This window comes from Streptomyces lancefieldiae (assembly GCF_031845825.1).
Lineage (GTDB): Bacteria > Actinomycetota > Actinomycetes > Streptomycetales > Streptomycetaceae > Streptomyces > Streptomyces lancefieldiae.
This window is the reverse complement of record NZ_JAVRFH010000017.1, coordinates 108384-120113: the sequence shown is the minus strand read 5'-3', so window position 1 is coordinate 120113 and position 11730 is coordinate 108384. Positions and strand designations below refer to the sequence as shown.

Annotated in this window: 8 protein-coding genes and 2 pseudogenes; 3 read left to right on the top strand and 7 right to left on the bottom strand. The window is 68.7% G+C overall.

Going from position 1 to position 11730, the window contains the following annotated elements; all coding sequences use genetic code 11:
- Positions 1–5 precede the first annotated feature (5 nt).
- The 3 genes from RM812_RS18925 to RM812_RS18915 form a co-directional block, all read right to left on the bottom strand.
- Positions 6–722, bottom strand: a complete 717-nt coding sequence (locus RM812_RS18925; RefSeq protein ID WP_311573885.1) for an NADPH-dependent F420 reductase — start codon at positions 720–722, stop codon at positions 6–8.
- Positions 723–881: 159 nt separating this feature from the next.
- Positions 882–1394, bottom strand: a complete 513-nt coding sequence (locus tag RM812_RS18920) for a flavin reductase family protein (protein WP_311573883.1) — start codon at positions 1392–1394, stop codon at positions 882–884.
- Positions 1394–2707: an NtaA/DmoA family FMN-dependent monooxygenase gene (locus RM812_RS18915; protein WP_311573881.1), complete on the bottom strand. Its 1314-nt coding sequence runs from the start codon at positions 2705–2707 to the stop codon at positions 1394–1396. Before RM812_RS18915 ends, RM812_RS18920 begins: the two co-directional genes overlap by 1 nt.
- A 407-nt stretch (positions 2708–3114) precedes the next feature.
- Between RM812_RS18915 and RM812_RS18910 the strand changes: the two are divergent.
- Positions 3115–3387: pseudogene (locus RM812_RS18910) on the top strand (transposase family protein); the annotation flags it as partial.
- A gap of 6 nt (positions 3388–3393) precedes the next feature.
- Here RM812_RS18910 and RM812_RS18905 read toward each other — a convergent pair.
- The 3 genes from RM812_RS18905 to RM812_RS18895 all read right to left on the bottom strand — a co-directional run bounded on the left by RM812_RS18905 (position 3394) and on the right by RM812_RS18895 (position 6332).
- Positions 3394–3771, bottom strand: a complete 378-nt coding sequence (locus RM812_RS18905) for a hypothetical protein (RefSeq protein WP_311573879.1) — start codon at positions 3769–3771, stop codon at positions 3394–3396.
- 177 nt (positions 3772–3948) lie between these two features.
- Positions 3949–4695, bottom strand: coding sequence for a helix-turn-helix domain-containing protein (locus tag RM812_RS18900; protein WP_311573877.1), 747 nt, complete (start codon positions 4693–4695; stop codon positions 3949–3951).
- Positions 4696–5870: 1175 nt separating this feature from the next.
- The gene (locus RM812_RS18895) at positions 5871–6332 is read right to left on the bottom strand and encodes an SRPBCC family protein (protein WP_311573875.1); all 462 of its coding nucleotides are present in this window, start codon (positions 6330–6332) and stop codon (positions 5871–5873) included.
- 675 nt (positions 6333–7007) lie between these two features.
- On the opposite strand from RM812_RS18895, the pseudogene RM812_RS43360 reads away from it, so the two are divergent.
- Both RM812_RS43360 and RM812_RS18880 read left to right on the top strand, forming a co-directional pair.
- Positions 7008–8611: pseudogene (locus RM812_RS43360) on the top strand (ISL3 family transposase).
- Positions 8612–8654: 43 nt separating this feature from the next.
- The gene (locus tag RM812_RS18880; RefSeq protein ID WP_311573868.1) at positions 8655–9242 is read left to right on the top strand and encodes an SMI1/KNR4 family protein; all 588 of its coding nucleotides are present in this window, start codon (positions 8655–8657) and stop codon (positions 9240–9242) included.
- 187 nt (positions 9243–9429) lie between these two features.
- Here RM812_RS18880 and RM812_RS18875 read toward each other — a convergent pair whose 3' ends face one another.
- Positions 9430–11208, bottom strand: coding sequence for an amidohydrolase (locus tag RM812_RS18875; RefSeq protein WP_311573866.1), 1779 nt, complete (start codon positions 11206–11208; stop codon positions 9430–9432).
- Positions 11209–11730 lie beyond the last annotated feature (522 nt).

Genomic DNA, 11730 nt, shown 5'->3' with positions numbered 1-11730 from the left:
CGCCGTCAGAAGGTGCGCGCCGCCACCTTCACCCGCTGGGCCGTCCGCAGCGCTTCTTGCAGCTTGTCGGCGGGCAGCGGCGCCGCGGGGGCCTGCATGATGTGCTCGGCGGGCACGTCAGGATCTGCCAGGTAGATGCGGGTGTAGGCGCCGGCCTCGGGCTCGAACCGCCAGCTCTCGTCCAGGGTTCCGGCGTCCACCGTGTCGAAGCCGAGCCGGCCGATCAGTTCTGCCACCCGAACCTTCGCGTCGGGGTCGTTGCCGGTGATGGGCAGGGCGCTGCGGTCCGGCGCCCCGGCGGGCCGGGCCAGCTGGGGGATGTGGTGGGCCAGGATGTTGTTGAACGCCTTGACCAGCAGAGCGCCGGGCAGGAGCTGCTGCTCCAGCTCGGCCGTTGTCACCTCCTCGGAGTCGAGTTCGGCGATCCGGCCGTCGCGGTACGGATAGTAGTTGCCGGTGTCCAGCACGGTCCTGCCCGTCAGGAGGTCGGCGGGCAGGTCACGGTACGCGGTCAGGGGGACGCTGAGCACGGTCGCCTCCCCGGCGCGTGCGGCCTCCTCGACGGTGCCTGCCGTGGCCCGCGGCCCCAGTTCCTCGATGAGGTCCTTAAGGCTCTGGGGACCGCGTGAGTTGGCGATCACCACGTCGATGTCCACGGCCACCGCCAGCCGTGCGATCGCGGACCCGATGTTGCCGCTTCCGATGATTCCCAGGGTCGGCATCCTTGCTCCTTGCTTCGTTGGTGTGCCCGGTACCGAGCGGTCCGGTCAGGTTCTCGGTGATGATCGTCCGCGGCGCGGCGTGCTGGACGCAGCGCCGCCTCGTGTCTCGGGCCCGGTATCGGGCCGTGGATCCCCTGCCTTCCTCGACGTGCCGCACGGTCACTGGGCCAGCGGTGTGCGGGTGCCGAAGGAGCGCCGGTGATAGGTGAGCGGTCTCAGGGAGCCCTCGCCCGGCTCGGCGGCCGTTACGTGGGCGAGCAGGACGGTGTGGTCGCCGGCGTCGACGCAGTCGTCCACCTCTGCGGCGATCCATGCCGCGGCACCGGGCAGCCGCGGCAGCTCCCCGCTCGGCGACCACTCGATTCCGTCGAACTTGTCGGGTCCGGAGCGGGCGAAGACGGAGGCCGGATCGGCCTGGTGCGCACCGAGGACGTTGACGCCGAAGCGGCCGCTGCGGCGGACGACCGCCAGCAGACACGAGCGTTCGTCCAGCGACACCAGCACCATGGGCGGCGTCAGGGAAAGGGACGCGAAGGCGCTGACCGTGGTGCCGTGCGGTCGGCCGCCGTCCAGGGCGATGACCACGGCGACCGGAGACGCCACGGCGGCCATGACGTCGCGGAACGCCTGCTGCGCTTCGGCGCCGGATCGCAGAGAAGCGCTGGTGGACATCACCGGGCCGCCGTTTCCGAGACGCGCGGGTCGAGTCCGTACTGCTCGCGGGCGTGGAGGTGGTCGCGCAGGGTGGGGCCTTCGTAGTCGAGGTGGAACAGGCCGCGTTCCTGCAGGAGGGGGACGACCTGGTCGACGAAGGCGTCGACGCCGTCGTGATAGCCGTCGACGGCCAGGGAGTAGCCGTCGCAGGCCCCGGCCTCGAACCACTGCTGCATGTGGTCGGCCACGTCCTCGGCGGTGCCGGCCACGACCGGGTGGTAGTCGATGACCCCGTGGGCGAGCACGTCACGGAGGGTCCAGCCCTCCCGTGCCACCTCCAGTGCGCGTGCGGAGCGCGGGTCCTGCGGGCTGGGCACGGCGTCGGCCAGCTGGTCCGTGGTCAGCGGCTCGTCGATCTGCCCGTGGTCGAGCGGCAGGCCGAGCATGGCGCCGAGGTAGCGGACGCGTTGGCGCAGGTCCACGGACTCGTCCAGGAACCGCCGCCGGTCGAGGGCGGCCCGGCGGGAGGCGGCGATGGCCGGCATGAAGCCGGCGAACATCTTCACCTCTTCCGGGTCGCGTCCGGCGCGCTCGGCGGCATCGCGCAGTGCCTGGCGCTGGGCCCTGCCGTCCTCGATGGTGTAGGGGTTGGCGTAGACGCCGTCGGCGTAGCGGCCGGCCAGCTCCAGGCCGTAACTGCCGCCGCCCGCCTGGAAGATGACCGGCTGGCCCTGCTCGGAGGGCGGGATGGGCAGCGGGCCGCGGGAAGCGACGTGGCGGCCCTGGAGGTTGACCGGCTGGATCTTGTCCATGTCGGCGAACCGCTTGCCGTCCACGTCCAGGACCCAGGCGTCCTTCTCCCAGCTGCCCCACAGCGCCTCCACGATCTGAATGACCTCGTGGGCCCGCTCGTACTTCTCCGCCCGCGGCGGGACGGCGCGGCCGAAGTTCGCCGCGGCGGCGGGGTCGGAGGTGGTGACCGCGTTCCATCCGGCCCGGCCGTGGCTGATCACGTCCAGCGCCTTGAACTGGCGGGCGAGGTTGTAGGGCTCGTTGAAGGTGGTGGAGGCGGTGGAGACCAGCCCGATCCGCTCCGTCTCACGCGCTATGGAGGTCATGACCAGCAACGGATCGATCGCGAAGTGCGGGACCTGATGATCGAGGTCCACATCCAGAACCGGAGTGTCCGCGAAGAACAACAGCTGGATCTTGCCCCGCTCGGCTGCCCGCGCGTACCGCACGAACTGATCCATGTCCGTATAGCTGCGCAGGTTCGCCCCAGGAAGACGCCACGCCCCGGGTTCGGCACCGTAGCCGCTGGTGAACTGCATGCACAGGAGCATCTGACGACTTGACACGACTGGCCCCTCCAGACGGGACAACGAAACGGAGGGTGCCTCCGAATACTCGCCTCCGACAATACGGAGACTTTCTCCGCATTGTCAAAGAGGGCAGGTCGGGCAGGGGGAAGACCTGTCGCCGGAGTGCCACGGCCTGTGGCACTCAGAGAGAGGAAGGGTTGCCCGAATCGCGCCCTGAGTCGGGGGCAGGGGGAACCGTGAGACACCGGCTGGATGAGACGCGCCAACAGGTCACATAACGCCGTCCAGGCCGGTGTCGCCGGGCAGCCGCGCGAGAGCGGCGTCACGAATCTCCGGGAACACGGCCGTCATGTCCGTACCCTGCCGCGAGCGCAGCAACACCCGTCCGCCGGACCAGCGGGCGAGCTGGGCGCGGTCGGATCTGCGAACGCCAGGGCGTCCCCGTCCTCGCCGACCGCGCCTACATCGGAGCCGGCCCCTGGGTGACCACACCGCTCAGACACCGGCCCCGCCGAGAACTCACACCGACTCAGCGCACGACGAACCGGGCACTGTCAGCGGCACGAGCACCGGTCGAACGGGGCGTCGCAAGACTGAAGTCCTGGCGGATCTTCCGCAGAGCCCGATGCAGCCCGAACCGCCTGTCGTCAATCGCCGCAGCCGCCCTCACCCTGGAGCGTCAGCGTTGAAAACACTCAGTCCGCTATCCAGCCTGTGCTTGCATTCTCGCCCCGGAACCGCACGTGGTACCAGGCGTTCGGCTCACTGTTCCCGTGGATCACGGTCCACTTTCCCTCATATGCTGCCTTCCAGTCACCGCACCAGGTTGTACCGCACACCTGGACATAACGGGAGTGGTTGGTCTTTATGTTGATGTCGTCGCACGCGCCCAGCACCTCGTACCAGTCGGTGTAGGAGTAGCCGTCTCCCCCCGGCGTCGACTGGTAGGAAAATGCTTGGCCGTAGCAGGTTTGCTGGGCAGATGGAGCTTCGGAGGCGTATGACGGAGCGCTTCCCAGAGCGAGAAGCAGGACCGGGCCAGCCAGGGCCGCTTTACGCCGGACTGTCTTCATTTTCGCACCTTTCTGGTCTTTCCGGGTCAGTTGGGCGGGTTGACGGTGGCGTCCTTCAAGTGCCACCCCGCTTGCAGTGCGGATAGGTGTCAAACACTGCAACTGTGCCCCCCGTGCTCTGTGGCGTCTTGTAGAAATACGCGTCCCGCCGGCACCGGCAGGAGAGAAGGTGCCCCGTCACTGGGGGATCAGGATGCTGGTGATCCGGTCGTCCAGACGGTCGCGTGTCCCAGCTCCGGATGCGGCGCCACGACGCGAAGCCAGTAGCCGGGTGGGCGGACGGCCGGTCATGGCTGACACCTCGCGCGTGAGGTGGGCCTGGTCGAAGAAGCCGGCCTTCATCGCTACCGCGGCCGGTGCATGCCCGGCGTTCAACAGCCGTAGGGCTTGCTGAAGGCGCATGATGCGCGCCGCGTACTTCGCCGGCACGCCAATATGTCGCCGGAAGCGGTCCTCAAACTGCCGTCGGCCCCATCCGCTGCCGTCGGCCACTTGTTGAATGCGTATGTTTCCCGACGCGTGCCCGAGGGCCTGCCACGCCCAGATGATCTGCGGCGGGCAGAGGGGGCCGCCACGGGCCCACTGGATCAGCGTCGTATCCAGTAGCCGGAAGCGCTCTTCCCAGCGGTCAAGGGCGGCCAGGGACTCGGCGAGTTCGTCGACACGCCGACCGAGCAGCTCACTGGCATCGACCACAGCCTCCGCCCACTCCTGCATGGCCACGCCGAACAGGGTGAACGCTGCCCAGGGGGTGAGGATGACCTCCATGCCGTACAGGCTTCCGCTGTGTTCACCCAGCGTGGCCATCGTCTGCAGCCCTGAGGCCAGGCAGCGGTACGTAGTCGCAGCGCCAGCGGTCTGCACGTCCGCCAGCCACAGATCACCATCGAAGTTGATCACAAGCGTGACCGTGTCAGTGGGCATCTCCAAACGCTGACGCCGCGCGCCCAGGGCCAGCCGATACCCCCGATACCGGAGCACACCCGGAACCAGCGGCGTATCCGGTACCGCCTCGGCCCACTCCCATGTTCCTTCGGGATCTCTGACAACGTGCACATCTCCCCCTCGACCGGTCCGCGAGACACTGCGGGCACGATCCTGCGACGGAGCTGCCGACACGTCTGGTGCATTTCCAGCCGACCCGGAGTCCGGAACAGGACTGAGCTGGGCGGCGAAGGGCGCCGTCCTCGCGGTGCAGGGAGTCGGAGTACAGCCGCGGCGCGCCGCGCTCACCGGGACGACTCGGGGATGCCCAACCGCAACGACATACAGGCCGAACCGGTGAGTATCACAATCACACGACAGGGCGAACGAGTTGAACTCCGCCGGTGCAAGCACATACATCTGCGGCAACAACAGGGTCTCCTGGATCGCGCTCGACTTCGCAACCTCGAGCTACCAAGAGGCCCTGTTCCCATGCCTGCAGCCAGCCGCGATCGAGACTTCCGTTCGACGCGACGCGTCGCGTCTTGCCGGGCTGCTTCTTCGGCTTGGCGCCAGCAATACACCGCAGCCTGACGGACGATCTACTGCGCAGACAGCCGCCCACGGTCAGCGTGAGTGACCCGAGAACCGACTTCGCCGCCGTCGAGGCGTCACCCGCCACCTGGAGGCCTTCCCCGCAGGCGGAAACCCGCGGTGAAGCCTCGCGGGCGGCTTCCACATGTGGAATGAGGTTGAGGGGCCGACGCGTCTGAACATCGGCTGCAGCGGGGGCGGCTGATTGATGTTCCGTCCGTCGGGCACCCACCAGCGGGCGCGCCACGGACACCGCCCCTCGGTCCCGTAGGAGGCGGTGGTGCCCAGCCGGACCGTCGACGCCGGAACAGGCTTCGGCCGGCTCCTCGTCGAGCAGGGTTCAGGTCCGGATTCGGGCGCAACTGAGCGGCCAGCTGGGCGCGTTCGTTGCGCCTTGGACGTCCACGAGCTGCCTCGGGCAGCGAACAGCCGGGCTACGTGGCAGTACCGGACGGATCCGAGGCGGGCGCGCATACGGGCACGGACCTACGCTGGGATCGTGATCCGTCACAGCGTCAGCGTCGGCGGCACCCTGCGGTCACCGACGCCGACAGCGACGCGCTCCGAGGACGGGACAGGGGTCACTCACCCGGCCTGATGCGCCCGCGCCAGGCTCCGGACTCGCCGCCGCGGCCCTCGATGAATTCCTTGAAACGCTCCATGTCGCCCTTCACCCGCCGGTCGATCACTCCCAGCATGGCACCGGTCTTCTCGGCGGCGCCGGTGGGCTCGACCTCCATCACGAGCTCGACCAGGGTACGCGTGTCGTCCAGGCGCTGGAAGCGGACCGTGCCCTTCTGCCTGGTGTCGCCCTTGGTCGTACGCCACGTGATGCGCTCGTCGGGGAGCTGGTCGACGATCTCGGTGTCGAACTCACGCTTCACCCCGCTGACCTTGGTGGTCCAGTGGTTGTGGCGCTCATCGAGCTGCCTGACTTCCTCGACCCCTTCCATGAACTGCGGGAACTCCTCGAACTGGGTCCACTGGTTGTAGGCGGTGTGCACAGGAACCTCGACTTCCACCGCTTCCTTGACCGTGCTCATCTCAGAACCTCCCTCTCTACCGGATTCGTCGCGCCCGGGGCCGGCGACTCGACCGCCTCGGCACGCTGAGGCGAGTACCCGAGGACCACTCGTCTAACGTCCGGTCAGCACCGTCCGGTGCCGGACGCGAAGGCACGATCGTGCAGCGGAGGTCCGGGGCGCAGGCCACCACCGAAGAACACGTCCCTCATCCATATGCACTGTGACTACCGCACCCCGGCCGTTCGCCAGGTCGTCCTCCTTGTCCTCCCGCCGCCGGCTGCGGGAGAAGAATCCGAAGTGGACGGCGCTGCGCGAGTTCTACGGGTTCATCTCATTCCCCTGCGAGTCGGGTCTGTGCGGCGCCCGCGAGAAGGGCGGAGTGAACGGGCAGGTCAGCCACTTCCGGCGCATCCCGGGAGGCCCTCACACCCGCTGCCGCCCGACCTGTTCGAGACAGCGAGGACCTTCCAACCTCGGTTCCACCGTTGCAGCCGGATCGCGACCAAGTGCGTACGGCGCCGAGGGCTATCGGTCAACGTGGCGAGCATGGCCGTGGCGTTGTTCACGAGTTTGCGTTCTGGCTCACTTTCCGTGAAGCGTGCACGCTGAGTGACGAGGCTCGGGCGGGCGGGGCCTCGGGAAGCTGCCTGAGAATGACTCGTCCCCAGTGCGGTGTGGCTGACAATTCGGCCCGTGGAAGAAGTAGTGCTCCGGCTGGAGGAGTTACTGTTCCCGTCGATCTCGGACGTGGCTGTGCTGTCGGTCGACGTGACCGACGAAGCCGTACGTATCGAGGCCAGAGGACGGTGGCCGGGTCCGATTGCCCTGGCTGTGGAAGCTGGTCACGGCGGATTCACAGCTCTTACCTGCGGTTTCCCGCTGATGTGCCCAGCGGTGGCAGACGGGTCGTCCTATGTCTGCGGGGGTCCGCAGGTTCCTCTGCCCGGTCATCTCATGCGGGCGGCGGACCTTCGTCGAGCAGAAGCCGGGGCTGACCCGTCGGTACGGCCGGCGGACCGAGCGCCTGCGGTCGACGCTGGCTGCGGTCGGCCTCGCGCTCGCCGGTCGGGCCGGGGCCCGCATGGCGAGAGTCTCTGGCTTGTCCGTTAGCCGCAGCACGGTGCTGCGGCTGGTCGAATCCTTGCCCGTCCCGGAAGTTCCCGCCCCGCGCGTCGTCGGCGTCGATGAGTACGCCACCCGCAAAGGCCGCCACTACGGGACCGTCCTGGTCGACGTCGAAAGCCGACGCCCGGTGGACCTGCTGCCCGACCGGGGGAGCCTTCAGCCTGGCCGCTTGGCTCGCGAAGCGGCCAGGGGTGGAGGTGGTCTGCCGCGATCGGGCACCGTTCTTCGCAGAAGGCGCAACCGCCGGTGCGCCCCAGGCGGTGCAGGTGGCGGACAGGTGGCCTCTCCGGCACAACCTGAGCGAAGCGGCCGAGCGTTGCGTCGCGGACCACCGCGGATGCCTGCGGGTGCTGGCGCCAGATCCAGCCCAGCCTGCCCCCGAGCTGGAGAAGTTCGAAGACCCGTCCGGCTCGCCCTGGCCAAGGGGACACCGCTTCGCCGACCGAACCCGAGCCAACACGCGACTGTCCACGAACTGCTGACCGCCGGACTCGGTCGGAGGGCGATTGGCCGCCAATTCCGCATGACCTCGCGTACCGTCGAACTCTTCGCCGACGCAGCCACCCCGGAGGACCTCTTCCGCGGGCAGTGGCAGGGCCGGCCGTCCAAGCTGGACGCGTTCAAGCCCTACCTGGATGACCGCTGGAACCAGAGCGGCACGAACGCCTGGACGGTATGGGAAGAGATCGTGCCGCTCGGCTATCAGGGCAGCTACCAGCGGGTTCGCGCCTACTTCCGGGAGAAGAGGACCTCTCCCAACCCGATCACAGCTCGGCCACCGTCACCCCCGCGTCGTCGCCCGCCGGATCCTCCGGCGCCCCGAGACCCTCCCTGAGATCGACCACCTTCGGCTCAAGGCAGACTTGGTCCACTGCCCCGAACCCGACGCCCTCACCACTCACGTCCGGTCCTTCGCCCAGATGCTCACCGAGCGCCAGGGCGAACGGCTTCCGCAGTGGCTCGACGCCGTCCGGCGCGACGACCTCCCCAGCCTTCACACCCTCGCCGCAGGCATCGAACGTGACCGTGATGCCGTCATTGCCGGGCTCACCCTGCCCTGGAACTCCGGCATCGTCGAAGGACACGTCAACCGGATCAAGATGCTCAAACGCCAGATGTTCGGCCGGGCCGGCTTCGCTCTCCTGAGGAAGCGGGCTCTTCTGGCCAGCTGACCACAGCCACCCATAGGGTGACGGGGACGAGAGAAGATGCACCATGGATCCCCGCATACCCCGCCTGCGTCGCAAGCTGGCCGCGATCCCGTTCCAACCACTGCGCAGCCACTCCTTCGGAGAAAAGCAACACAAGTTCCGCCTCGGTCCGAAGCCGGCAGAAGCACGCGTCGCTGCGTTCGAGGCCGAGCACGACATCGCCCTGCCCGACGCCTACCGGCAGTTCCTCACGCACATCGGCGGCTCAGGCGCGGCGCCGTTTTACGGCCTCATGCCGCTGGAGCGGTGTTCCCTGCTGGTCATGAACCCGCGTGAGGAACCGGGGACACCCCGCGGATTCGACGACGCAGAACCCGGGGGGCACGGACCCGACCTCTTCCTCCACGTCATCGAAATGGGCTGCACCGACGTATGCGTCATCGCGGTGACCGGTCCCCTCACCGGCCGCGTCCTCATCGGCAACAGCGACGGGTTCTGGGGTCCCAACGTCTCCTCCGCCACCGACTTCCTCGACTGGTACGAACGCTGGCTCAACCACATGAGCGCCGGACGCGACAACCGGGCCCTGGAACTCACCTCACCCCAGCTTCGTACCCATCCCGACAGGCATCGCATGGCACCGAAGATTTGACTCTCCGTAACCACTCCACGGGGTGCTGGCCCTCTCCCCCGGTGCCACCCGGACCGGGGTTTCTTCGACGTCGTGAACACCACGCAGGCCGCCGGAGGCACCGGTGCGCGGCGGGCGGCCATCGTGGCAGCCGGGTGACCACAACGGCCGGCCGCCCGCTGTAACACCGTTGGACCGGACCGACCTGTCAGGTTTGCGGCTGGAGGGCGGGGCCGAGCGAGGAGAACTTCTCCTTGCTGACGATCCGCCGAGGCGGCCACGTGATGTTCTGCGGCGGCCAGCTCTGACCGGTCCGCTTCAAGAACCAGGCGGGCGGCTCGTACATCGGCGGCTCATAGCCCTCCGGGAGAGCCGTCCGCCACTCCACTCCCCCGCGCCGCTTGTCGAACTCCTCCTTGAGGCCCCGCAGCAGCTCCGGCTTCACCAGCAGGTCGACGGCCGTGGCCGCCAGGTACTTGGCCGCCGCCCGTACAGCGGCGTGTCCTGGGGTCGAACCCGCGCACGAAGCGGTGGACCAGGTGTGCATCTTCGTGCCGATGGGCGCCAGTGCCGCGCCCATGGAGACGGTGGGTACCTGCCAGCTGATGTCGGCGACGTCGGTGGATCCGCCACCGAGGAAGACCGGGTTGGGCGGGGCCAGCTCGCTGATCTTGTCGTGAAGGCCCGACTCCGGCAGCCCCAGGGACTTCTGCAGCTCCTTGGCCAGACGCTGCGCCTCGGCGGAGAACTCCGGCGGGCCGATCTGCCGCATGTTGTCGTACATCAGCTCGGCGAACGCCTTGGAGGGGAGCTGGTTCCAGCAGGCGGACGTGATCTTGTGCTGCACGGAGGTGCTGCTGGCCCGGGCGGCGGCCTCCGAGACGGCGATCACCTTCTCCAGCAGGGAGTTGACCCGCTCCACGCTGCCCTCACGGACGTAGTACGAGATCTGCGCGATCTCCGGGGTGACGTTCGGTATGTCGCCGCCGTTGTTGATCACCCAGTGCAAACGAGCGGACGGACCCATGCTCTCCTCGCGGAGGAACTCCGACATGGACGCCATCATCACGGCCGCGTCCAGCGCGCTCTTGTTGCCGAGCGGGGTGCCGCCGTGGCCGGCGACACCGAGGAACGTGAAGGTGATGGCGGTCATCGCGTTGGACGTGCCCCAGCCGGTCGCGTTGCCGGTCGAGGGGTGCCAGTCGAGGAACGCGTCCAAGCCGTCGTACACCCCCTGGCTGACCGCGTACGTCTTGCCGATGAGCTGCTCCTCGGCGGTGGAGCCGAAGAACTTGACGGTCACGTCGAGGCGGTGGCGCCGGGCCGCCTCCGCGACGGCGGCGGCAGCGGCGACGGCAGCGGTCCCGAGCGCGCAGTGGCCGCAGCCGTGGCCGGGGCCGTATCCCGGGGCGAAGGGGTCGTGGACGTACTCCCTCGGGTCGTGTTCCCCGGCGCCGGCCTTCTGCGACAGGCCGGGCAGGGCGTCGTACTCGCCGCTGAACCCGATGGCCGGGCCGCCCTTGCCCTGCCGGTAGGTCGCGGTGAAGGCGGTCGGGAAGCCCGCCGTGCCGAACTCGATGTCGAAACCGGACTTGCGCAGGAAGTCGGCCTGGGCGAGGGAGGAGTTCCACTCCCGAAGGCTGAGTTCGGCCTGTTCCCAGATTTCGTCGTTGAGGTCCGTGATCCGTGAGGCATGCTGCTCGATCCAGGCGAGCGCGGTCCGCTTGGCCGCCGAGTCCTCGGCGAGACCCTCGGGGGGTGTGTACGCCGCGGCCTCGGCCTCGGTGACGCCCACGGCACTGTCGACGGTGGCCGCCACCGCTGGGTCGGCCGTCGCGGTCACCGCCGTGGTGGCGATCCCCGCGGCGCCGAGCAGTTGCACGATCTGTCGCCGGCTGAGGCCGGATGCGGCGGTGGCTTCATGACTGTGCTCGTTCGGGTCGTGCAAGTCGCACACGGGCGCCTCCGGATCGTTTGGTGTGTACACGTACAGAGGGTGGCCCCGCGTACGATCCACTCCCCGCGTTACGGAGTCAAGAGGTCCGGATATCCGTCGCGTTACGCGTGTCACTTGAGGGCGAAGAAGTGCGGGGGTGAGTTCTGATCGAAGCCGATGCGCGGATGCCCGGGTGCCCCCCGCCCCGGCTCGAGTCGGACCTGGCCACGCGTACAGTCGCCCCCGGACCTGCCAGGAGAAGGCCGGAACGCCCTGTCGGCGACGGGCGCGGTGTGGGTGCGGCTCAAGCCCCGTGGCGACTGGCTGCTCCTCGCCGAGCACGCTGTCGAAGAACCAGCAGCGGGGGCGGGTGCGGGGCGAGGTCGGGGGCGCTTCCGACCGGTGTGCCGGCGTGCTCGGGCCGGGTGGCGCGGAAGTCCGGCGCGGACCGCAGTGTGGGCAGTTTGGCGCGCAGCCGTGGCAGCCGGTCGACCTTGTGAGGGCCGCACCACTCAGCGCCCGCACGCAGGGTCACGGCCCGGTAGTGGGCACTGAGCCGGATACCGAGACCGA